16 protein-coding genes and 1 pseudogene are annotated in these 23,713 nt (G+C 66.4%); 10 read left to right on the top strand and 7 right to left on the bottom strand.

Going from position 1 to position 23,713, the window contains the following annotated elements; translation table 11 throughout:
* Nucleotides 1-840 precede the first annotated feature (840 nt).
* The gene (locus EDC25_RS01645; RefSeq protein WP_123522900.1) at nt 841-2,331 is read right to left on the bottom strand and encodes a protein adenylyltransferase SelO; all 1,491 of its coding nucleotides are present in this window, start codon (nt 2,329-2,331) and stop codon (nt 841-843) included.
* Nucleotides 2,332-2,638: 307 nt separating this feature from the next.
* Here EDC25_RS01645 and EDC25_RS14970 point away from each other — a divergent pair.
* The 3 genes and pseudogenes from EDC25_RS14970 (at nt 2,639) to EDC25_RS01635 (ending at nt 5,448) form a co-directional block, all read left to right on the top strand.
* A pseudogene (locus EDC25_RS14970) lies at nt 2,639-3,349 on the top strand (zeta toxin family protein).
* A 9-nt stretch (nt 3,350-3,358) separates the two neighbouring features.
* Nucleotides 3,359-3,532, top strand: a complete 174-nt coding sequence (locus EDC25_RS14620; RefSeq protein WP_164484154.1) for a hypothetical protein — start codon at nt 3,359-3,361, stop codon at nt 3,530-3,532.
* A 329-nt stretch (nt 3,533-3,861) separates the two neighbouring features.
* A complete protein-coding gene (locus EDC25_RS01635) occupies nt 3,862-5,448 on the top strand; it encodes a CSLREA domain-containing protein (RefSeq protein ID WP_132577177.1) in 1,587 nt (528 codons plus the stop codon).
* A 261-nt stretch (nt 5,449-5,709) separates the two neighbouring features.
* On the opposite strand, the gene EDC25_RS01630 is transcribed toward EDC25_RS01635, so the two are convergent.
* Both EDC25_RS01630 and EDC25_RS01625 read right to left on the bottom strand, forming a co-directional pair.
* Complete coding sequence (locus EDC25_RS01630; RefSeq protein WP_123522902.1) at nt 5,710-6,357, bottom strand: response regulator; 648 nt, start codon at nt 6,355-6,357, stop codon at nt 5,710-5,712.
* Entirely contained in the window at nt 6,354-7,700 is a 1,347-nt protein-coding gene (locus tag EDC25_RS01625; RefSeq protein WP_132577176.1) for a sensor histidine kinase, read from the bottom strand. The genes EDC25_RS01630 and EDC25_RS01625 overlap by 4 nt, the downstream gene beginning before the upstream one ends.
* Nucleotides 7,701-7,884: 184 nt before the next feature.
* Here EDC25_RS01625 and EDC25_RS01620 point away from each other — a divergent pair, with 184 nt between their 5' ends.
* The 3 genes from EDC25_RS01620 (at nt 7,885) to EDC25_RS01610 (ending at nt 11,025) form a co-directional block, all read left to right on the top strand.
* Complete coding sequence (locus EDC25_RS01620; protein ID WP_123522904.1) at nt 7,885-9,783, top strand: TonB-dependent receptor; 1,899 nt, start codon at nt 7,885-7,887, stop codon at nt 9,781-9,783.
* Nucleotides 9,784-10,004: 221 nt separating this feature from the next.
* On the top strand, nt 10,005-10,217 hold the full coding sequence (locus tag EDC25_RS01615) for a hypothetical protein (protein WP_132577175.1): 213 nt from the start codon (nt 10,005-10,007) through the stop codon (nt 10,215-10,217).
* Nucleotides 10,218-10,476: 259 nt separating this feature from the next.
* The gene (locus tag EDC25_RS01610; protein ID WP_123522905.1) at nt 10,477-11,025 is read left to right on the top strand and encodes a YaeQ family protein; all 549 of its coding nucleotides are present in this window, start codon (nt 10,477-10,479) and stop codon (nt 11,023-11,025) included.
* Nucleotides 11,026-11,102: 77 nt separating this feature from the next.
* On the opposite strand, the gene EDC25_RS01605 is transcribed toward EDC25_RS01610, so the two are convergent.
* Nucleotides 11,103-11,729 carry a DNA/RNA helicase domain-containing protein gene (locus tag EDC25_RS01605; protein WP_164484156.1) on the bottom strand — a complete coding sequence of 209 codons (627 nt, stop codon included), beginning with the start codon at nt 11,727-11,729 and terminating at the stop codon, nt 11,103-11,105.
* Between the two features lie 396 nt (nt 11,730-12,125).
* Entirely contained in the window at nt 12,126-16,628 is a 4,503-nt protein-coding gene (locus EDC25_RS01600) for a beta strand repeat-containing protein (protein WP_165910859.1), read from the bottom strand.
* A gap of 522 nt (nt 16,629-17,150) precedes the next feature.
* On the opposite strand from EDC25_RS01600, the gene EDC25_RS01595 reads away from it, so the two are divergent.
* The gene (locus EDC25_RS01595; RefSeq protein ID WP_132577173.1) at nt 17,151-17,687 is read left to right on the top strand and encodes a hypothetical protein; all 537 of its coding nucleotides are present in this window, start codon (nt 17,151-17,153) and stop codon (nt 17,685-17,687) included.
* A 265-nt stretch (nt 17,688-17,952) separates the two neighbouring features.
* Complete coding sequence (locus EDC25_RS01590; protein WP_132577172.1) at nt 17,953-18,888, top strand: hypothetical protein; 936 nt, start codon at nt 17,953-17,955, stop codon at nt 18,886-18,888.
* 52 nt (nt 18,889-18,940) lie between these two features.
* Here the strand turns inward: EDC25_RS01590 and EDC25_RS01585 are convergent, their stop codons facing one another.
* The gene (locus tag EDC25_RS01585; protein WP_132577171.1) at nt 18,941-19,246 is read right to left on the bottom strand and encodes a hypothetical protein; all 306 of its coding nucleotides are present in this window, start codon (nt 19,244-19,246) and stop codon (nt 18,941-18,943) included.
* A gap of 372 nt (nt 19,247-19,618) precedes the next feature.
* On the opposite strand from EDC25_RS01585, the gene EDC25_RS01580 reads away from it, so the two are divergent.
* A complete protein-coding gene (locus EDC25_RS01580; protein WP_123522911.1) occupies nt 19,619-22,234 on the top strand; it encodes an EAL domain-containing protein in 2,616 nt (871 codons plus the stop codon).
* A 208-nt stretch (nt 22,235-22,442) separates the two neighbouring features.
* On the opposite strand, the gene EDC25_RS01575 is transcribed toward EDC25_RS01580, so the two are convergent.
* Nucleotides 22,443-22,649, bottom strand: coding sequence for a hypothetical protein (locus tag EDC25_RS01575; protein ID WP_164484160.1), 207 nt, complete (start codon nt 22,647-22,649; stop codon nt 22,443-22,445).
* 325 nt (nt 22,650-22,974) lie between these two features.
* Here EDC25_RS01575 and EDC25_RS01570 point away from each other — a divergent pair, with 325 nt between their 5' ends.
* On the top strand, nt 22,975-23,409 hold the full coding sequence (locus EDC25_RS01570; protein WP_123522913.1) for a VOC family protein: 435 nt from the start codon (nt 22,975-22,977) through the stop codon (nt 23,407-23,409).
* The last annotated feature ends 304 nt before the right edge of the window (nt 23,410-23,713 follow it).

The raw sequence follows: 23,713 nt of genomic DNA, 5'->3' as shown, positions 1-23,713 counted from the left end.
TGACTGGACACCCGCCTTCGCGGGTGTGACGGGCTTGGGGTGATCGGTTGTCCGGCGGTCTCGGCGATGCGCGGAGTGAAGACCTTGTCATCGCATCCCCGTCCCTGGGGACAGGTGGGTGCCGTTTGGCCGCGTTTTCTTCGTTCTCTGTGGCGGGATGACTGGACACCCGCCTTCGCGGGTGTGACGGGCTTGGGGTGATCGGTTGTCCGGCGGTCTCGGCGATGCGCGGAGTGAAGACCTTGTCATCGCATCCCCATCCCTGGGGACAGGTGGGTGCTGTTTGGCCGCGTTTTCTTTGCTCTCCGTGGCGAGGATGACTGGACACCCGCCTTCGCGGGTGTGACGGGTTTGGGGGCGATCGGCTGTCCGGCGGTCTCGGCCGATGCGCGGAGTGAAGACCTTGTCATCGCATCCCCGTCCCTGGGGAAAGGTGGGTGCTGTTTGGCCGCGTTTTCTTTGCTCTCCGTGGCGAGGATGACTGGACACCCGCCTTCGCGGTGTGACGGGCTTGGGGGCGATCGGTTGTCCGGCGGTCTCGGCGATGCGCGGAGTGAAGACCTTGTCATCGCATCCCCGTCGCTGGGGAAAGGTGGGTGCTGTTTGGCCGCGTTTTCTTTGCTCTCCGTGGCGAGGATGACTGGACACCCGCCTTCGCGGGTGTGACGGGTTTGGGGTGATCGGTTGTCCGGCGGTTTTGGCGATGGGGGGGAGGTGACCGCGACATCGGCGTTCCATCGCTGGAGGGAAGGCGGGGGCGGTTGCGCCGTGTGTTATTGCTGCCACCGTGATGTGCCGGCTGGACACCCGGCTCGTTGAAGAGTGTGGGTGCGGTCGGGTCTAGGTGCCGCAGAAGGTTCTGGTCACGCGTTGATCCGGTTGCGGCGGCTGCATGTACGGGCGGGTCGCGGCGTCATCGTCGAAGGGGCGTCGTACCGCGGCAAGCAGTGCATGGAACGGGGCGAGGTCGCCTTCGGCCGCCGATGCCAGCGCCTGCTCAACGAGGTGGTTGCGCGGGATGACGGCCGGATTGGTGGCGCGCATTTTCGCTTCACGCCCTGCGGACGCCAGCGGGTCGCGTGCGCAGCGCTCGCGCCAGCGCGCAAGCCAGGCATCAAAGTCCGCGGACGATGGCAGGTCGGCGCCTCGATTTCCGGATGCCCCTGTATCGCCGGCCAGTGCCGAGAGAGAGCGGAATACGACGGTGTAATCGGCGCCTGCCGCCTGCATGGCCGTCAGCAGGTCGTTTGCCAGTGCCTCGTCGCCCTCCTCGCTCGAGGACAGTCCCAGTTTGGCACGCATGCCGTCCAGCCAGCGCTGCCTGAATCGCAGTGGGAACTCGCTGATCGCTTCGTCGGCCATGTCGAGCGCGATGTCATCGTCACTGTCGATCAGCGGCAGCAGGCACTCGGCCAGTCGCGCCAGGTTCCAGTGCGCGATCACCGCCTGGTTGGCGAACGCATAGCGCCCGCGGCGGTCGATTGAACTGAACACCTTGCCGGGATCGTATTCGTCCAGGAACGCGCAGGGGCCATAGTCCAGGGTCTCCCCGGAGATCGAGCTGTTGTCGGTGTTCATCACGCCATGGATGAATCCGACATGCATCCAGCTGGCGACCAGCGCGGCCTGGCGTTCGCCGACCGCGCGCAGCAGCGCCAGCGCCGGTCGTGCGGAATCCGCCAGGTCCGGATAATGCCGTGTGAGCGCATACGAAGTGAGCGCGCGCAGTGACTCCATATCGTTGCGGGCGGCGGCGAACTGGAAGGTGCCCACGCGCAGATGGCTGGCGGCGACCCTTGCCAGGACCGCACCGGGCAGCGGCACTTCACGCCACACCGCCTCGCCCGTGGTCACCGCTGCCAGCGAACGCGTGGTCGGCACGCCCAGCGCATGCATCGCCTCGCTGACGAGGAATTCGCGCAGCACCGGCCCGATGGCGGCGCGGCCATCGCCGCCGCGCGAGAAGGGCGTGGGTCCCGCGCCCTTGAGCTGCACGTCGCGACGCTGACCGGCGACATCCCGCAGTTCACCCAGCAGGATGGCCCGGCCATCACCCAGTTGTGGCACGAAGTGGGCGAACTGGTGACCGGCGTAGGCCAGCGCGATGGGCTTCGCACCAGGCGGCAGCACGTTGCCCGCCAGCATCGCTGGCGCCAATGGCGACCCCAGCTGCGTCGCGATGCCCAGCTCGTGCGCGAGTGTTTCATTCAGGACCAGCAATCGCGGCGCCGATACCGGTGTCGGGTCCACCGGCACCCACAGCCGATCGGGAAGCGTGGTGTAGCTGTGCTGGAACGGAATGGCGGGCGCACTGAGGGTGGATTCGGTCATGGCGGTCCTGTGTCCCGGTGGGCGCAGCCGGTCGCAGGGCTGCGCGGCGTCAATGCATGCTGGAGTAGTGCGCGTTGCCCTGCAACGTGGGGTTCCCATCACGAATCAGCAGTTTCACCAACGATGCACGTCGTGCCAGCATAACCCTGCCGCCCAGTTTGGACTGGGAAACCATCCTGATCTGGTGCTAGTTTCCCCGTGACCTTACGCAGGAATGGCCTTCGCAGGTGACCCTTCTGTTGCCTCATAACCTCTGACAATGAGTCCGACAGCTGACGTGGGACCATGAAAGAGACAGAATGGCATCATGGATCCGAGCGAGAGCCAGATTGCCGAAGATGCGTTGGCATTCGCCAGGGCCAACCGCAAGCGGATCGCCCGCGAGTTGACTGACAAGTCCATTTATCAAGAAGAGGCGGAGCCGGTTTCGGTGTTCATGGCCGGGTCCCCTGGGGCTGGCAAGACTGAAGCATCGATTGAGCTGATTGAACGGTTTCCGGAATGGCGCATTCTGCGCATCGATCCGGATGAATTGCGTGAGCGGATTCCAGACTTTAGGGGTGGTAACGCCTGGCTGTTCCAGCGGGCCGTTTCTCCGCTCGTTGACGCCGTGCTTGACGAGGCATTTCGCCGTCGCCTGAGCTTCGTTCTGGATGGTACTTTTGCCAGCTACGAGGTGGCACGCAAGAATGTGCAGCGGTCGCTGAGTGCGGGGCGGCCTGTCTAAATTCTGTATGTTTACCAAGAGCCGATGCTGGCATGGAAGTTTGTCCAGGCCCGAGAAGCAGCCGAAGGTCGCCGGATTGAACTTCGGACCTTCATAGACCAGTATTTCGGTGCGCGGGAAGTCGTGAACCGGATCAAGCGGGAATTTGGATCGGTCATGCAGGTGGACCTGTTAATGAAGAACAATGACAACAGCAACCGCTTCTACCGTGCGGGGATCGACCAGATCGACTCGCATATTCCTGAACGGGTGGGGCGTGCCGAGCTTGAGCGGCTGCTGGGTTTGCCTTAGATTGGCGTCATGTTCTCCCGCATTCTCCGGCCAAAACCCGCCAAGTCCAGCCCGTTCTCGGATTTTATCCGGACGGCGCCTGCAGCCGAGAAGAAGAAGGTGTATGCCGTGGTCCTGAAGAAGGCAACCGAACGTCAGAACAAAGTCGAAGCGGTGGCGGTTGCCGTTCGTCAAGCACGCTGATCCCAGGTGCTTCTCCCGTGGATCTGCTTTCCGACCGCGGACCGCCATGGTTGTCCAGCTGGACTTCCTTTTTCGTCCTTGAAATCGCGACAGGGATAGAAAAACTCCGTCGACAGGGGACGGGCGGTTGAATAGGGAAAGGGTTTGACAGGCAAGGGTTTGACAGGCTTGCCGCGGGCCGCTCTGCGGACGCGTCGGATTCAGCACGGCCGCCGCTCCACCGGGCGGGACTCCGTGGCGCATTGGACCTTTTTCGAGGTCCGCTCACACACGGTGGCCCCTGCGATTCCGTTTTCCCGTGGTCCGGGAAATCAGCCAAGGAGTCATGCATGCGGTCGGCCAGCTCGCCGGGTTTCCCGGGTCTCGTTTTCATCGCCCTTCTCTTGATAGCGCCTGGAGCGGACGCGCAGGAGATTCTCGTCACGCGATTCGACGATCCGGTCCCGGACGGGTGCACGCCGGTGGACTGCTCCCTGCGCGAAGCGGTGCTGGCGGCGAATGCCGATCCGGCGACCTACGACGACATCCGCCTGGGAGCCGGCAGCTACCAGATCAACGACACGCCGCTGGAGGTGACCGGTCCGACGCGGATCCTGGGTGCCGGGCGCACGCAGACGCAGGTGATTGGAGACGGCTTCACCGACCTGTTGACGGTTGAATCCGACCACCCGTTCGAGATCAACGGACTCACGGTCGATGCGTTCGGCGGCCAGGAACTGGTCGCGGCCAGCGGCAGCGAAGTGCGTGTTGTCGACGTTGTCGCGCCGAACCCCTTGGGCACGTTGCGGGCCGGGCCCGGGCCTGGAGGCGTGGCCGGTTCGTTCTGGATCGGCGACAGTGAAATCGCGGCATATGTGGCGAGCGTCGGCATGGACAAGTTCGCACTGACGGACAGCCGAGCCGCGCACGTCGCCGTGTTCGACGTTCCCCCGGCGAACGTGAGCCATACCTATGTCGAGCTTCGTGACTCGGTCATCGATGGCGCGCTTGCGCCGGATGGCGCGTCCGGCGCCTTCTTCTCGACGTTCGATCCCGTGGTCATCCTTCGCACCGATGTGCTCGATACCCGCGACGGCCTGCGCATCGTCGGCCTCGCTCCCGATGTGACGGGTGAGCTCGAAATCGATCGGCTTCGCTACCGGAACAATGCCCAGCCCCTGCTGATCGTGAACAAGAAGGGGACGCTCGTTCGCAGCGATTTCCTCGACAACACCACCAGCGACGTTGGAAACCCGATGCCTGGAGCGCTTCGCGTGGGCCTGGGCTCCGACCTGCGCGTCAGCGGCTCCACCTTTGCCGGCAACCGCGGCAGCGCGAGTGCCGGTGGCGCGGTGCTGGCCAGCGGTTCGGACATTTCCCTGATCATCGAGAACAGTACGTTCACCAACAACAGCATTGCGGCGGCCGCCGTCGGGATGCCCGGTGGCGCACGGGGCGGATCGATCGGCTGGAGCAGTGTGTCCGGTTCCACGCTGGTGTTGCGGCATGTCACGATCGTGGCTGACGGCATGCATCCGCTCGGCCTGACCGGCACCGCGATCGGCGGCATCGGCGCCAATGCCGACTACGTCCTTGGCATCTACAACAGTATCCTGCGCGGCACCTGCGACCTCGGAACGGGTGCGGTGGATTCCGGCATCGGCAACATCGAGAACGGGGGCAATACCTGTGGTCTGTCGACCGGCCTCAACATGGTCGGAGTCAGTACCAGCGCACTCGCACTCGGCGCCTTGGGGAATCACGGCGGGCTGACCCAGACATTCATGCCCGCCGGGGACAGCGTTGCGATCGACGCGGCCAACGCGGGGTTCTGCCCGCCGTTCGACCAGCGGGGCTACCCTCGGCCGCAAGGGGCGGGTTGCGACATCGGGGCGACCGAAGCGGGTGACGTGATCTTCGCCGACGGCTTCGAGTAGGGGCAGGGCAGTGCGCCGCGATCGAGCGCGCTATCGGAATGCGGGGCATTCCCGCAGCACGCCCGTCATCGCCAGTGCCGCCGAAAAGCGCCGCTTCCCGGCCAGGCCAACGACGGGCCTTGCAGACGACCCGGCAGGACGGGAAGCGCGGAGGCGCAGCGAAAACGCGGGTCGGCGCAGCGCATTCCAGCAGTGCCAGGGAAGAAGGCCGGCGGGCCGACCCGGTCTTCAGGCTTCGCAGCGACGCGATCGGCTTGCGGCCTAGCGCGCCAGGCCTTGTCGCCAGGCCCAGACCGCCGCCTGGGTGCGGTCGGAGAGGCCAAGCTTGCCCAGCACGTTGCCGACATGCGTCTTCACCGTCGCCTCGCCGATCTGCAGGCGTTCGGCGATCTCGGTGTTGGACAGGCCTTCGGCCATCAGCAGCAACACTTCGCGTTCACGCGCACTGAGCGCGGCCACGGCGGAGGACGGGGATTCATTCCGGGTGCGCGGCTGCGGTGCGCTCGCGCCCAGGCGCGGGTGCAGCACGCGTTCACCGCGTGCGACCCGCCACAGACAGTCGAGCAGTTCGCTGCCGCCGATTTCCTTGAGCTGATAGCCGGATGCGCCGGCATCGAACGCAGGCTGGACGTCGTCAAGGCCGAGGCTCGACGTCAGCACCAGTACACGCGTACGTGGACTGACGCTGCGGATCCGGCGCGTGGCCTGGAGGCCGTCTTCGTCCGGCATGACCAGATCGACCAGGGCGACGTCGGGCTGGCAGCGCAGCGCCTGTTCGGCGGCCTGGCGCGCGCTGTCGGCTTCCGCGCAGACTTCGATGCCCGGTTGCAGTTCCAGGTAGGCGCGAAGGCCCTGGCGCACCACGGCGTGGTCATCGACCAGCAGCACCTTGAGCGGGGTGGTGCTCATGGCCTCGATATCCCTTCCGGGAACACCAGCAGCAGCCGTGTACCGCCCCCGGCGCCTCCGTGCACTTCGAAGCGCGCGCCGATCGCCCGCGAGCGCTCGCGCATGTTGTTCATGCCCATTCCATCCCGGCTGGCAGCGCCCAGACCACGGCCGTCGTCTTCCACGCTAAGAGCCCAGCCTTCCGGCAGCGGCGCCAGCTGCACGCGTACGTGCCGGGCAGCGGCGTGCCGCCAGACATTGCTGAGGGCCTCGTCGTAGACGCGCAGCACGGCATCAGCGGTGTCCGCCGGCACCTCCACCGATTCCGGCAGTGCCGCCTCGCCGACGAGACCGCTTCGCCGCGTGAAGTCGTCCAGTCGCGAAGACAGTGCCGGCACCAGGTCCACTTCCGCAAGGGCATCGGAAGGCTCGCCGCGCATGTCCTGCAGCAGTTCGGCCAGTTCGTGCTGGATCTCGGCCATCAGGCCCTGCGCTTCCTGCAGGCGCTGCTGCCGCGCGGTTTCGCTGGCACTGTCGCGCGCCGCAGACAGCTGCAAGGACAGTGCGAACGCCTTCTGCTTGACCGTATCGTGCAGGTCGCGCGCCAGCCGCTGGCGTTCCTCCAGGCTGGCCAGGCGCGCCCGGGTTCCGACCAGCGCCTGCACATCCGCGGCCATGCGGTCCAGCGCCTGCGCCAGACGTCCCAGCTCGTCGCTGTTGCGATCGGCCAGCGCCACGCTGAAATCGCCGCGCGCCCAGGCGCCCGCCGCTTCCGCCATGCGCGAGACACGCCCGAGCACGCGCCAGCGCAGGAACCAGGCGGAGCCCAGCAGGAAAATGACCAGATAGGCGACCGCCAACCGCCACTCGAAACTCACTGCTTCCAGCGACAACCGCCACGGCGTCGGCACGGCCAGGTCGACGTCCAGTTGCCACGGTTCGCGGCCTGCGCGATCGGGGACGGGCATCGACCAGGCGCGGTGCAGCCAGTCCGGCGCATCCTGCCGCGGGGTGTCGGCGGCGATCCGTTCGCCGGAAGCGGTGCGCAGCCGCGCCTCGAACGGGTGCGGCGTCAGCTCCAGCAGGACGAAGGCGGCCGAGGTGCCCAGGCTTTCGCGCGGCCGTTCAAGCCGCAGGACCAGATGCTGCAGGCGCAACTTCAGCTCTTCCTCGCGTGCACCGGCAGCCATTGCCTCGTCGATGGAGACGGCTTCGTGCTGCAGGAGCGCTTCGACGCGGCCGTCGGCCAGCTGCCGCAGCATGTTCTCGAACTTCCAGCCGAATACCGCCCGCTCGATCAGCAGCAGCGCCGGAAGCGACAGCAGTATGTAGAACACAGCCAGCTGCAGACGAAGACCTTTCACCACCGCTCCGACATCCCGGGAATCGCCGCACCCGACGTGCAGCGGCGGCCAGCATAGCCCGAGCGGGCATGGCCGCAACAATCGGCTACCGCCTCGATCCGCCGCGGACCTCCTACCAGAGGTGGATGCCAAGCCCGGCAGGCACTTCTAGACTCCGCGATCTTTCACCCCAAGTGTCCGCACCATGCGCCTGAAACCCCTGTCCCACGCCCTGCTCACCGCCCTCGCCACGTTGACCCTGCCGATGTCGGCCCGGGCCTCCGCCGGCACATCCATGGATTCCGCGCGGGAACTGGACAAGGTCGAGGTCGTGGCGCAAGGAACCGTCTCGGATGTGCCCGACACCCTCAGCACCGACCAGATCAGCTGGCGCGAGAGTCCCGGCGCCCAGGTCGACGTGCAGGACCTGCTGGTCCGCATTCCCGGCGTCGGTGCCACGGGCCAGAACGGCGCCTTCGAAACCTTCTCCATCCGCGGCAGTACCGCCAACGGCATCCTGGTGCTGTTCGACGGCATGCCGATCACCGCGCAGCGCCGTGCCGGCGTGCCGATCTCGTTCGTGGAACCGGCCCTGCTCGGCGCGATGAGCGTGACCCGCGGTCCCGCCACCGTGCATTTCGGGCCGGGTGCCCTCGGCGGCGCGATCTCGATCGCACCGCACTGGTTCGACGGCAGCGAGATCACCGCCGGTTATGCCGATTCCGGCGACGAAACCCTGCTGATGGCCGGGCATGGCAACGAGTCATTGTCGATCGGCGTCGCGCGCCGCCGCGCCGGCGACACCGAAGCCGCCGATGGCACGCCCCTGAACACCAGCTACCGCCGTGACAGCGCCACCCTGCAGTGGCAGCACCTGTTCGGCGACTACCTGTTCGAGGCCTCGCTGATTCCTTCGCGCACCACCGATATCGGCAAGTCCAACAGCCGCTACCCACAGCGGGACACCACCTATCCCGAAGACCGCCACACGGTGGCAAACCTGCACCTGAGCCATGCCGGCGGATTCGACCTGCGCCTGTCCGGTCACGACCAGTCACTGCTGACCTACAACCAGCGTCCCGGCTCGCCGGACAGCTGGGCCTACATCGAGAGCACCGATTACGGCCTGACCGCGCAGCACACCTGGCAGGTCGGTGCGCTGGCCTTCAACGCCGGCGTCGAGTACCTCGGCCGCCGCGACGTCACCGGCTATGACGCCACGCAGACGCCGGCCAATCGCAACTACAGCCTGCGCAACGCCAGCGAGAACCTGTGGTCGGCGTTCGGCCTTGTCGACTGGCAACTGGATGACCAGCTCAAGCTGGAGGCCGGCGTCCGCACCAGCCGCGTCAGCCAGTCGTTGAGCGGCGCCAGCTCCAGCAGTTCCGACACCGCCTTCAACCTCGGCGGTGTCTGGAATATCGATCCGGCGCAGCGGCTCAGCCTGAACCTCGCCTCAGGCTACCGTTTCCCGACGCTTGAAGAACGCTTCTACACCGGCGTCACCGCGCAGGGCGAGATCGTCGGCAATCCGGACCTGGATTCGGAGCACTCGCTGGGCATCGATCTCGGCTACGGCCTGAACCTGGGGCGCTGGCATGCGCAGGCCAACCTGTGGCGAACCGATGTCGAAGACCTGATCCAGCTCTACGAAGTCGCGCCCGGCGTGAATGGCTACACCAACGTCGGCGAGGCGCAGCTGCATGGCTTCGAAGTGGCTGTCGGCGTACGTGCCACCGAGGCGCTGCAGCTGTCGGCCAGTGCAGCGGTCGTCCGCAGCAAGAACGAGCTGACCGGCGAGCCGCTTTATGGCGCGCCCCCGGTCACCTTTACCTTCGATGCGCGTTATGCGCTGGGCCCGGGCTCGCTGGGTCTGCTCTACCAGCACCGCGCACGCATGGATCGCCCGGGCTTCGAGGAAGTCGAACGCGCATCGGTGGACCTCGTCGACGTCGATTACAAGCTGCCGCTGGGCAAGCACTGGAACTTGCAGCTTTACGCCCGCAACGCGCTGGACAAGACCTACTTCGCGACCGCGGACGAGCTGTCGGCACTGGCACCGGAGCGCAGTGTCGGCTTCAACCTGCGCTGGTCCAGCCGCTGAGTTGCAACGCCGGCGCCTGCCTGCTCTTGAACGCCATTTCGAGGGCAGGCGCCGGCACCTTGTTTCCGGCCCGCCATGGCGCCGGACGTTCACCGTAATCGGTCTGCTGCGTCGCACGGAGGTTGCGGACCCGTCCCGGTCGGGGTTGACACGACTGAAGGCGTGCGCGCCAGATCGGCCGGCCCGATGGGGGATCCGCCAATGTCGCGGGCGTCCGCATCATGTCCAAGGTGGTGGCCGGTGCAAAGCTGGGGCAGCCCTTCCAGACGCCCGTCGTTGCGCGTATCGCGCGGGTGGAAGCCCAATCTGCCGACCAGTCTGGCGCCCTCTTCGGCGAGCGTGGCGAATCGACGTTGTGCGTCACCTGTCAGACCCGTTCTGTTTCCCGGGCGCTTCAGCGTTCAGGCGACATCCATCCAGAGAGGCTGTCGTGAAGGCCGCTGGCCTGGAAGGCGGATGCCCGGGTTGTCACGCCGGTTGTACAGGGATGATGGCCATCACTGGCGAAGGCCTGGCCGTTCGATCACATCCGTGCCGGTGCGTGACTGGCAGAGGCGCTAGACTCCGCTTCCCGAGGTCAACCGGTGCACAGGATCTGTCCGGGCCGGCGCTGGAAATCCCACCGGTCGTCATCATGTCGGATTACGGAGGGCGTCCGTTCCGCTGTTCCTCCTGCCCATTCCCGGTAGCAACATGACTCCCAGCTCGACGATCTACAAGGTGGAACTGCAAGTCACCGACATGGACCGGCATTACTACGCCGTCCATGTGCTCACCCTTGCCCAGCATCCCTCGGAAACACCGGCGAGGCTGATGACGCGGCTGGTTGCCTTCGCGCTGTTTGCCGACGAGCGGCTCGAGTTCGGCCGCGGCCTCAGCAACGAGGAAGACGCCGACCTGTGGCAGCGCGACTACACCGACCACATCGAGCGCTGGATCTTCGTGGGCCAGCCTGATGAGGGCCGTATCCGCAAGGCCAGCGTCCGGTCAGGCCAGGTGATCGTGGTGAACTACGGTGGCCACAGTGCGGATGTGTGGTGGAGCAGGATCGAATCGAGCCTGGCTCGCTTCCGCAACCTCACCGTGATCGACCTGTCGCCTGACGACGTGGAGGCAGCGACCGGGCTCCTCCAGCGCGGCATGCGCCTGACCGCCATGATCCAGGACGGCGAGCTGCAGCTGATGAGCGACCAGGCCAACGTGGCGATGACGCCGCGGTATCGCCTCCGCAGCGACGGTTGACGCGGCTCTGCAGGCGGGTATGACCGGCGTGAGCGCGGTAGGACCATCCGGCTGTTTGATCGCCCGCTCGACGCGCGTCAGATGACGGGCACGCCAAGACCGCAAAGATACTCATAGGTCGGGTCGTAATACGCGGGCAGGCGGGTTGCATCGCTTGCGTCACCCGGCGGCACGAAGATCACCATGCCTTGACGTGCGCGGGTCAGCGGTACGCGATAGGCATTGACCAGGTATCTGATCCGCGATTCGTCGCGGAGGTTCTTCCATTTCGCGCCCGCGAACATGTGGTGGCTCCAGCCGGTTCCGCTGCGGCGCAGGTCGGCATCCCAGTTGACGCAAGCCCAATCGACTTCGAGGCCCTGAACCTGGAACTCGGTGGCCGCGTCCTCCAGGAAATTGCTGGATCGGATGTCGTCGGCATCGCCGAGGAACCAGTGCACCGGGTTGATTGGCGCGCGCACGTCAATGGCGTGCGGCTTGAGTCGCATCGCGCCCGAGGTCGCGACCAGGCCCGCACGTTCACTGCCGCGGACGTGTGACTTGATCCAGCGTCGGGCAGCATCGAGGTCGCGGGTGAGCGCGATCGGATAGCGGCCGAGCAATCCAGCGAGAACGCTGCGTGCAAGGGCTCGTTCCCCGTCGAGTACGGTCTTGACGAAGGCCGAGACATGCTCGGCCCGGAAGAAGGGATATCCGCGGGACACATCGCCCGCGATTGATTGCTGGTCGAACGGGGAACTGCCGATTCGACAGCCTCGAAAGCGGGGCGATGGCCTTCGTGAGCGCTCGCCGCACGGGTTCGCCGCCGGAATCCCGAGTGGGGGCGGGGGCAGGAATCGGGCGGGCCGGCAATGACTTCAAGCGGACCGAAGCCCTGGAGTGCGGCGCTGTGGGCGCGCCTGCGGGCGTTACGAGATGCCGCTGCGGTGGATTCTCAGCCTGGGCCGTGGATGCGTCGAATCGCCCTGCCGGATGGAAAAAAAGAACCGCGCCGCGTGAACTGCCCGGACGCCGCCCCGGTCGGTGGCCCGACAAGGCTCGCCTTGCGGTGGCGTGGTGACGACACGCTGCCGGCGCCAGGCCGGCAGCGTGACGGGTGGTCAGCGGCGCCTTGCCAGTGTCTCTGATGCCAGCGCAAGCATGGTGAGCAGCAAGACCAGCGTGACCCAGATGCCACCAAACGGAACCGGGCGCGGCGGACTGCCCAGTGCAACATCGTCGTCAATGTTGACGGCATCCATCCAGGCCGTCATGCCGCTGTAGGTGGTATCCGCACTGGATGCCGGGCCGACCTGGATCCGGTAGGCCTGGTCGCCATCGATCTGCGCGTCGTCGAGGCCGGTGACGGTGACGGTCTGGGGAACGTTCCAGTTGCCCGGGGTGAAGACCAGCGAGCCCGGGCTTGCCGTGCCTTCGGTGCTGTCACTGCTGGCAATCGGAAGGATGACGTCAGCGGACGGCATGGTGGTCAGTACCGCGGTGAAGCTGTCGCTGTCGCCCATTTCCGAGGTCACCAGACTGCCACTGCTGGCCGCCAGCATGATGCCGGCGCTGTCGTCGTCGATATTGGTGACGGCGACGTCATCCGGGTCGACGCCGTTGTAGTCCGGATCGGCACTGACGGCCGCGGCGGTGACGATGGTGTAGGTGATGTCGCCATCGACCTCGTTGTCGTCGACGCCAGTGACGGTCACCATCTGCGGAACGTTCCAGTTGGCGGCGGTGAAGGTCACGCTGCCTGGCGAAACAGTCCCCTCGGTCGTATCACTGCTGCTCAGCCCGATGGCGACATCGGCGCCCGGCTGGGTGTTCAGCGCGACAGTGAAGGTGGCGCTGCCGCCGGCCTCGGTGGTGACCAGTCCACCGGTCGGGTTGATGGTGATGCCGGCGCTGTCGTCGTCGATATTGGTGACGGCGACGTCATCCGGGTCGACGCCGTTGTAGTCCGGATCGGCACTGACGGCCGCGGCGGTGACGATGGTGTAGGTGATGTCGCCATCGACCTCGTTGTCGTCGACGCCAGTGACGGTCACCATCTGCGGAACGTTCCAGTTGGCGGCGGTGAAGGTCACGCTGCCTGGCGAAACAGTCCCCTCGGTCGTATCACTGCTGCTCAGCCCGATGGCGACATCGGCGCCCGGCTGGGTGTTCAGCGCGACAGTGAAGGTGGCGCTGCCGCCGGCCTCGGTGGTGACCAGTCCACCGGTCGGGTTGATGGTGATGCCGGCGCTGTCGTCGTCGATATTGGTGACGGCGACGTCATCCGGGTCGACGCCGTTGTAGTCCGGGTCGGCGCTGACGGCCGCGGCGGTGACGACGGTATAGGCGATGTCGCCATCGACCTCGTTGTCGTCCACGCCGGTGACGGTGACCGTCTGCATGTTGTTCCAGTTGGCGGCAGTGAAGGTCAGCGACGTCGGTGCGACCGTGCCTTCGGTGGTATCGCTGCTGGACAGTCCGATCACGACATCGGCGCCCGGCTGGCTGTTGAGCACAACGGTGAAGGTCGCCGTGCCGCCGCCCTCGGTGGTCACCAGCCCACTGGTCGGATTGACGGTAATGCCCGCGCTGTCGTCGTCGGTGTTGGTCACCGAGACGTCCGCCGGGTCGAGGCCGTCGTAGTTCGGATCGGCGCTGACGGCGGCAGCGGTGACGACGGTGTAGGCGATGTCGCCATCGACCTCGTTGTCGTCCACGCCGGTGACGGTGACCGTCTGCATGTTGTTCCAGTTGGCGGCAGTGAAGGTCAGCGACGTCGGCGCGACCGTGCCTTCGGTGGTATCGCTGCTGGACAGTCCGATCACGACATCGGCGCCCGGCTGGCTGTTGAGCGCAACGGTGAAGGTCGCCGTGCCGCCGCCCTCGGTGGTTGCCAGGCCGCTGGTCGGATTGACGGTGATGCCGGCGCTGTCGTCGTCGGTGTTGGTCACCGAGACATCGGCCGGATCGAGGCCGTCGTAGTTCGGATCGGCACTGACCGCCGCGGCGGTGACGATCGTGTAGGCGACGTCGCCATCGACCTCGTTGTCGTCCACGCCGGTGACGGTGACCGTCTGCATGATGTTCCAGTTGGCGGCGGTGAAGGTCAGGCTGGCCGGGGCAACCGTGCCTTCAGTGGTATCGCTGCTGGACAGGCCGATGGTGACGTCCGCACTGGGCTGGGTGTTGAGCACCACGGTGAAACTCGCTGTGCCGCCGGCCTCGGTGGTCACCAGCCCACTGGTCGGATTGATGGTGATGCCCGCCGTGTCGTTGTCCCTGTTGGTGACTGTCACGTCCGCAGGATCGAGGCCGTCGTAGTTCGGATCGGCGCTGACGGCGGCAGCGGTGACGATGGTGTAGGTGATATCGCCATCGACCACGTAGTCGTCGACGCTGTACACATCGACATGCTGCGCGACGTTCCAGTTGGCGGCGGTGAAGGTGAGGCTGGCTACCGACACCGTCCCCTCGGTCATGTCGCTGCTGGAAAGGCCAATGACCACGTCCGCGGTCGGCTCGCTGGTCAACACCACGCTGAACTGGTCGATGCCCGGGGAGCCCGTGGGGCCGAAGCCTTCGGTGGTGACGAGACCGCTGGTCGGGTCGACGATGATGCCGGCCGTATCGTCATCCATGTTGGTGGCATAGGCCACGCCCGGACCGATGCCGTTGAACAAGGGATCGGCGCTGGTGGTGTACAGGAGGATGGCGTAGTTGATGTTTCCATCGACCACGAAGTCATCCACACCGGTGACAGTAGCGGTCTGCGCCACGTTCCAGTTGCCCGGCGTGAACACGAGGCTGGCCGGCGAAGGCATGCCTTCGCCCGGATCAGTGCTCGACAGGTCGAAGATGACGTCCGCACTGGGCTGGGCGTTGAGAACGACCGTAAAGGTGTCAGTGCCACCGGCCTCCGTGGTCACCAGGGCGCCGCTCTGGATGGTGAAGCTTGCGATGTCGTTGTCGATGTTGGTGACGGAGACGATCGCCGGCTCGACACCGGCGTAGGCGGGATCAGCGCTGCTCACGGGTGCGACGGAGATTTCGTACAGGGTGGGACCATCGACCACGAAGTCATCGACGCCGGTGACCGTGACGGTCTGCGGCACATTCCAGTCGATAGGCGAGAAGTCAAGCGTCGCCGGTGAGGCCGAGCCCTCACTCGGGTCGCTGCTGACAACACCTAGGATGACATTCGCGCTGGGCTGGGTAGCCAGCACAACGGTAAAGGTGGCGCTGCCCCCGGCCTCCGTCGTGACCAGTCCGCTGTCCGGATTGACGCTGATGCCGGCCGTGCTCGAGGACGTCTGGCGCTCATAGGCACCCAGGTCGACGATCGGCGCGGTGCCGACTCCCGTGTCGACCACGCCGGCATCGTCATGGCGTCGCGGGTTGCCAGCCAGATCGTCCAGCTCGTCGTCGAACTCGCCGTCGTCGTCGATATCCCACCAGTTGTCGACATGGACATCGGCGTTGTTGCCTGCATCGATGGCGGGACTGTTCGCAGCCAGGCGGAAATCGCCATTGGCCGCATCGACGAAGCGGGGATCAAGGTCGAGGATGCTGGTGCCGCCGGGGTAGCCGCCCTCGACCAGGCTGTGGCGGACGGTGGCTGTCCCCAGTGGCCTGCCGTTGTTGCCCCAGGCAATGCTGTTGGCGAGGACGATCTCGTCGCCATCGCTCAGGAGCAGGCTGCCGGCGCCGGCGGGATGGCCGTTGATCGTGACGTTGTGCAGGTGCGACATGGCGCCAGTGGCCACCATCGCGGCGCCATCGGGTGCCTGGTTGCCGATGAGCAGGCTGTTCACGAGGAACAGGTCCACGAAGCCCCCTTCCATGGATATCGCACCGCCGCGCTCGTCGGCGGTGTTGCCCTCGAATCGCGTACCGGAAATGCGGGCACCGAGGGTCTTGATGGCACCACCGCGCAGTGCGTGGTTGCCAAGGAAAGCATTGTCGAACAGACGGATCGAAAACGACTGGCTGAAAATCGCGCCGCCTTCGTCGGCCTGGTTGCCCTGCAGCATCGATCCGCGAATCCAGACGTCGCCGGAGCTCACGAACACCGCGCCGCCCGATGTCGCCGCATTGCCCACGAACCGGCTGTCGATGATGCGCAGCGGATCCATGGCGCCGTGGAAGATCGCGCCGCCTTCCGCGGTCAGGGCGCGGTCGCCGTTGTTGATGAACTCGACGTCGCGCAGTTCCATCACCCCGGAGTTGTAGATGGCGCCACCGGCGTGAGAGAGGCCGTTGCGGAAGGTCAATGTCTCGCCGCGGAATTCGCCCGGGCCCTCGATGGTCAGCAGGCGGAATTCCGCCGCCGCCGCGTCACGTTGAAGGGTGCCGTTACGCAGGGTGATCGCGCTGGCGATGTTCGGCAGGGCGGTGTCGCCGGAGCTGGGGTCGGCGTTGATGAACAGCAGCGTGGTACCGCCCAGGTCGATCACATCGGCCGTGGCGTTGGCTTCGGCGCACTCGATGGCCTGGCGCAGCTCGGCGATCCGGGCGGCATTGTCGGGGCCGGACAGCACGTAGGGAAAGCTGATGCCGGAGCAGTCGGTGCCCTGCGGCGCCGCCAGCAGGTCGGTCACGCAGCCGGCCAGGAAAATGCCCAGCATCCAGGCGGGTGCGCACGGGCGCGGGGTGCGCGAGGGGCGGCGACTGCGACGGTGATCAGGCATCAGCTCTTCTCCGGACAATGAGGGACGGCGGGTCTGTGCGGATGGCACGCCGGCACGATGGCAATCCGGGAAAAGGATCCCCTACCGCGTTGCCCGGGCCCATGTCCGGAGCGGACAGCGACATGCACGGACCGGACTTTGCGCGACGTTGCCGCAGGGAACGCCACGCAGAACAATGGCTTGCGACACCGGACGCTGGTCCGGCGCCCTCATCGGTTGCCACCTCCTCCCTTCACCGGCTGCGCGGGTCATCTAGCGGCGCCTCCCCGGCGGAGAGGAGGATTGGGGACGTTTGTGACCGGTTCGGGGGCTTCCCTGACCTTGCCGCCCCGATGCCGCCTCGTCGTGAAGGCCAGCCGTCGCGGGTCCAGGGCAGGCCGGCAAGGCGCATCGGTGGCCCTTGTCGCAGGGATCCGCCGTTGAGAAGGCTGATCGCATTCCAGACTGGAGGTCAGGCAAATGACGACACTTCGTTCTGTTGTGACGGCGCTCTGCGGCCTGGCGGTTCTGCTGCCCGGCCCGGGCCATGCCGGAGACGCGACGGTTGACGCCAGCGTCACGCTTGATGGCAAGGTCATTGCGCTCGCCCATGGCCGGGCCTACAGCACGGGCCTGCCATTCATCCTGATCTACCTGGCGGAAAAGCCGCTGGATGGCTTCCGGTATGGAAGCGGCGGCAACCTTTCCACCTGGGCAGGCGGTGACTACGGCACCGTGCTCCGCTTGGCGCCGATGATCCATCCGGATGATCTCGACGCCGAGGTGCAGCGTTACCTGATCCCGGAAGCGGCGGCGGGAGAGGACGATCGCGTCGAACTGCGCACGCCTTCCATCGCCGACTGGCAGGAGCAGTGGCTGGCCCAGACCGGCATCCGGATCGACGCCTTCGAGAGCCGCGATGGCGTCGTCCATGGGCGGTTGTCATGGGCGGGCGAGGGGCCGGTCTCGGCGTGGTCTGCGACGTTCCGGTTGTCTCTGGAGAAGGGGGCGCCCTGATGGCGTGTCCGCCTGGCATGGCTTCGCCAGTGACCGGAAACGCCCGGTGCCGACGTCCAACTTCCGCCTCGGGGTGGGCTGCCTACGGCCGTCGATCACCGGATCGAGAGGAATGACCGCGTCTGTATCCCGGTGCGTACTGGCATGCGCGCTGGCCTTGTCGGCAGGCTGCGCGTCCGTGCCCGACCGCCTGGCCGGTCCGGCGGTCAATGTCAGCGGCACCTTCAATGACTGGCGTGTCCGCGATGCCGTGGCGTTCCGCGACATGGACGGCGTCCTGCTTTCGTTTTCCCATCTGCGATTCGACCGCCGTGCCTGGGTGGATGACGGGCAATTCGATCTCGACGATCTGGAGCGGGTCAGCGGTAACGAGGATGACTATGCCCCGCGGTTCGAAGTGAGGCTGGACGGCGAGGGGCGCCTGCTTTCGTCCCGTAGCCGGTATGGGGATTACGCGGTGGCCTGGCGGCCGCCGGCGGCGAGGGCCGCGCTCCAGTTGCAGGCGTTCGCGGCTGACCGGATCGCAGGGTCACTGCGGATCGACGACCCGGCGGGAAAGGCCATGATCGATTTCGATCTGCCGTTGATGGCCCGCGGTCCTTCGTCGCGGCCGGGAGCCAGCCTCCCGGAAGACGGTGGCGAGCCGGGACGCTGGCTGATGGCGCGCTCGGCGGCAGTATGGGGCGGTGATCTCGATGGCCTGTTGCGATTGATGGCGCCGGCCGAACGCGCGAGCGCGACCGGCACGGTCCGCTTCGACCCGTCTGACTACATCGAGTATGTACCGGGTGACATCGAGACCAGCGGGTCGTCGTTCTTCATGCTCAAGCAGCGCATGTCGACGCCCCGCATCGATCGAATCCTGGGTGGCTCCTGGGACGGCGATGTCGCCTGGATCGATTTCGCCGGCAGCGACGGGGCGATCGCCCACGAGGCGGTGACCGGAACGGCTGTCCTGCACCGCGACCGGCGCGGGCACTGGTCCATGGTACGGATCGACACGCGCGAACCGTCTGCCCAGGTCCATGCCGACCGGTCAAACACGATCGACCGGTCGGCTAAAAAGAAGGAGTCAGGCGGCGGCACCGGGCGCGAGGGCATTCCCGGCAGCGTCTGTTTCGGCCGCAACGTGCTGGTCAACGGGCGACCGGTGGAGCCGGGCTGCTCGAAGTCCGGCAGGGATCTGCAGGGCGGCGACTAGATGCAATGCGTGGCGGTGCCTGCCGGCGCATCCGCGCAGTCATACACCGGTATCAGCTGGCGGCATCCAGTCGCGAGATGATCCAGTCTTCCAGGCGCATCCCGCGTTCGGCGCTGGCCGACTGCCATCGTGCCTTCGTGATGGCCGGGACGCGCAATTGGACGAAGGCGGTGTATTCCAGCGGCAGGCCGCCCGGCGGCTTGCCGGCCAGTCCTTCCTGGAAGCCCAGCGCGCGATCGCCGAAGCGCCCCCGGTCGGAGCGTTCTTCCGGCGTTGGCGGCAGCGGGTAGCCATCGCCGAGCTGGAAGCGGCGCAGGCCCAGGGCGTAGCCGATCGCATATTCGATGGACAGACCCATCGCGGCGAGCATGTACTGCCGGAAGGCGGCCGCCTCCCGTTGTACGCGCGGGCGGATGCCCGGCGCGCTGCAAAATGCGTGGGGACTGTAGCCGTGAGGATGCGGACCGTCACTCACGGAAGATTGCAGGGCCTTTCAAGTCATGGGCGGCTGTCTGGAAGGCGCCGACCTCCCGACACCACTTGCGGTCTGTCATGTTCCGGCCGTTGTCCGGGCGGCACGCGGTGGTGATCCGGGTGTGGTCCGGTTGCCGGATTCGATTTCGTGCCGCGAAGCGGGAACGTGCGGAAAACCGTGTCGATCAAAGTGAGGCAGTGTGCGCAATCGTGAGCTTGGGTTATCCTCGAAACGCGCATCAGGGAGTGGGTCCCGATGGGACGACGACATTCCAGCCGTATGTGTGCCTTTGCCTTCGCGGCGATGGGCACGCTGCTGTCCGCGCTCGCGGCCTGCAGCGGCAGGACCAGTCAGGACCAGCGCGAGCTGCGCATCGGCCTCTACGACAATCCGCCAAAGATACACATCGATGGCCGTAACCGGCCGGCCGGCCTGTTCGTCGACCTGATCGAGGCCGTCGCCCGCGAAGAGGGCTGGCAGATCCGTTACCAACGCTGTGACTGGGAAGACTGCATGCGCCGGCTCGAGAACGGTGGCCTGGACCTGATGCCGGATGTCGCCTGGACACCGGATCGGGCCACACGCATGGCCTTCCACGATGTGCCGGTCACGTACTCCTGGTCGCAGGCCTACCGCCTGCCGGGCACTGATGTCCAGGGCATGACGGGCCTGGAAGGTCGGCGCGTGGCGATCCTCAGTGCCAGCATCCAGGCCACCGAGCTGGCGAAGGTCCTGGCCGGGCTGGGTGTGTCGTGGACACCCGTGTACACCGCGACCTACGACGCCGCATTCGCCGCCGTCCGCGACGGCGATGCCGATGTCGCCGTCACCAACAATTTTTTCGGCAGCCGCATTTCCCGTGACTACGGCCTGACGGAAACCGCGGTCATCTTCAATCCGGTCTCACTGTTCTTTGCAGCGCCGAAAGGGCGGCATGGCGACGTGCTTGCCCGCATCGACCACTGGTTACGGTACTGGCAGACGCAGGAGGGATCGGTCTATTTCAGCGCGATCAACCGCGCGCTGGCGCCGGAACCGATGACGGTGGTGCCGCGCTGGCTGCTGCCGTCACTGGTGGTGGCCGGCGTACTGATCGTCCTGCTGGGCATCTTCGCTGCCGTGCTTCGCTGGCGTGTCCGCGTCGCGAGGGCCGCCGCCAGTGGTGCCCATGCCCGTCTGGTGCACGTGCTGGAAACCAGTCCCGTCGTGCTGGCCCTTGCCGTCGAACGTGACGGTGAACTGGTGGCCGAATGGGTGAGTCCGAACGCGACGCGACTGTTCGGATTCGGCGCCGAGGAGATGTCTGCGCCGGGTTTCTGGATGGGCAGGGTCTATCCCGATGACCTGGCGCCGCTGACTCCCGCCCTTGCTCACCTGAAAGAGCACCCGGCCCTGAGCCGCGAGTACCGCATCCTTGATGCCGGCGGTGCGATCCGCCATGTCCGCGAGGAACTGCGGGTGATGCCCGGTCGCAAGGACGGTCCCTTGCGCATCATCGGGACCTGGACCGACCTCACCGCGATGCGCGCGCAGGAGGCGGAGCTGGTCTATCTCAGCCAGCATGATGCATTGACCGGCCTGCCCAACCGCACGCGACTGCAGATCATGCTGGACGAGTCGCTGCGGCTGGGTCTTCCGCACTGGGTGCTGGTGGTGGACATCGATCGCCTGCGCCGGATCAACGACACGCTGGGGCATGCCATGGGTGACGAGGCACTGCGCGTCGCCGCGCAACGCCTGGCGCGCCTCGTGCCCGAGGACGGCATGCTGGCGCGGATCAGTGGCGACGAGTTCGCCATCGTCGTGCCGGTCGCCGGCCCCCATCCGGAATCCTCCGTGGACCACGTCGTGCACGCCGTGCAGGGCGCGTTTGCGGCACCGCTGCTGGCGCACGAGCACATGGCCGTGCTGGCGGTCAGCATCGGTGCCGCGCGCAATCCGCAACATGGCGATGATGCGGCCAGCCTGCTCAAGCATGCGCAGCTCGCCGCGCATGAGGCGAAGCGTCGCCCGCATGTGCCGTACCTGGAGTTCGACACCTCGCTGTCGGAGGGCGCCACGCGCCGCCTCGTCATCGACAGTGCGCTGCGCGTGGCGATGGCACGCCGCGAGTTCACCCTGCACTACCAGCCGCAGGTGGACCTGCAGGACGGGCGCCTGCTGGGTGTGGAGGCGCTGCTGCGCTGGCAGCATCCGGAACTGGGCCGCGTGCCGCCCGACGAGTTCATCCCGATCGCCGAGGAAAACGGCCTGATCACCGAGATCGGCCTGTGGGTATTGCGTGAAGCCATCCGCCAGTTGCGGGCCTGGGACGATGCCGGCATCGAGGTGCCCATGGTGGCCGTGAACTGTTCGGTCCGGCAGCTGGATCCCGACCGCTTCCCGGCTCAGGTACAGGCGATCCTCGGCACGGCGCGTCTGGATCCTTCACGGCTGGAACTGGAGATCACCGAATCGATGCTGATGCAGGATCCCGACCGCGCGATGTCGGTGCTCAATGCCCTGAAGGCGCTGGGTGTCAGACTGGCAGTCGATGATTTCGGTACCGGCTATTCAAACCTGGCCTATCTGCGCCAGCTGCCCATGACACGGCTGAAGATCGACCGCGCCTTCGTCAACGGCATCGGCCAGCACGGCAATGACGAGCAGATCTGCAGGACGGTGATCGCACTGGCGCACAGCCTGCAACTGGAGACGCTCGCCGAGGGCGTCGAGCATGCGCACCAGGCCGGGTTCCTGATGCAGGCCGGCTGCCTGCTGGCGCAGGGTTATCTCTATTCGCCGCCACTGCCGGTGGCCGCGCTGGAGGCCTGGATCGCCGATGGCGGCGTCCGCTGCGGGCGCGCATCGGCAGCCCCGGTCGGTCCTTGATGGCCCTGTCCTTGCCGCAGGCGCTCAGGGGCAGGAAGGTGCAGTCGGAGTGGCAGCGGTCGATCTGGATGTCGGAGACCGGTGTGTATTGCCGCTGCAGTCGGGGAAACGTGGGCAGGCCTGCGGGGCAGGCGTCGGTATCGGCTGCGGCCGGCGGCGGGGCCGGGTGGGCCCCGCTGCTAACGTCTTCGCGCCCGGTGGAACAGGCTCAGTTGCAGCGGAAGTGGGGGGCTTCGACGGCGGTGCTGAAGTTGCCATCTTCGTCGTACAGCTCGATCTCGCCGGTACGCATCAGGCGGGCGTAGGTGTAGCGCCATGCATTGCCCCCGACCTGGATATGGCCGTTGTCGAGCAGGCGAGCGTTGATCTCGTTGCCGAAGCGGTCGAGCAGGTTGAGCTTGATCATCAGGTTCATCGCAATGTTTTCCGGGAGGTTGACCGGCAGGCGCCGGACGCTGCGAATCATGGGCACGTGGCGTTGAGGCAGCAATATGGCAAATGTGTCAACCATGCATGCACTGCGATGCCAGTCACAGTCCAGTTGAAAACAATTGTCACGCGGCACAGGTCTTCTGGACCGGATTCAGAATGCGGTCAGTTATCGGCGCTCCGCCTGCCAGGGAACTTGCAGGGCACAGGCTGACCGCGTGCCGCGGTATCGCATGCCGGGACGGCCGGAGCGCATGCTACGTTTCCGGCGCCGTCGATGCCGCGGCGGCAGGGATACGAAGGACATCACCATGCAAACCGTCGAACTCCACCGTGGTCGGCTGATCGACCATATCCAGATTGTCGTCCGCGATTTCCAGGCCAGCCGCGCGTTCTATGCCGCCGTATTCGACGCGCTGGGCGTGCCGCTGGTCGATGCCGGTCCCGGCTTCTGCTGGGCGGACGAGTTCTGCATCACGGCGCTGGACAGCGAGGCGGCGCTGGGCGAACTGACGGGACGCGCGCATGTGGCCTTCCAGGCCGGCAGCCGCGCGATGGTCGAGGCTGTCCACGCGGCGGCGCTGGCCAACGGTGGCCGCGACAATGGCTCGCCGGGCCTGCGTTCCTATCATCCGGGCTATTACGCAGCTTTCATGCTCGATCCCGACGGCAACAACATCGAGGTCGTCTATCACGGCGAGGCGCGGCGCAGTGCTGCGTCGGTGAAGATCGCGTTCGAAAGCTGAGTCGGCAATACGGCGTCGGGACGCGGTCCCGTCGCCCGCCGACGCGGCGGCTGGTCGCTACGGATCGCGCTGGTGGCCCTGCGCGGTGCTGTGGTCCGCAGGGTGCTGCGCTGCCATTCGTCCGGGCGGTGACGGTAGATGATCCGCCGATGCAGGCGCGTCATGCCTTCAGGGTCGGGACGCGGCGAGCCGCTTTGCCTGCGAGTCCGGGTCGCGCGGTGAGTGGAGGTTGCCCAGCCATCATTGCGCGGTCTCCATGCCGGCCAGTCCGACGCGCGACCGGGCGCCAGGCCCTGCCTAAGCA

The sequence above is a fragment of the Pseudofulvimonas gallinarii genome, from assembly GCF_004343305.1.
Lineage (GTDB): Bacteria > Pseudomonadota > Gammaproteobacteria > Xanthomonadales > UBA2363 > Pseudofulvimonas > Pseudofulvimonas gallinarii.
Note: the sequence above shows the minus strand (reverse complement) of the source record. Positions and strands in the feature narration are given on the sequence as shown.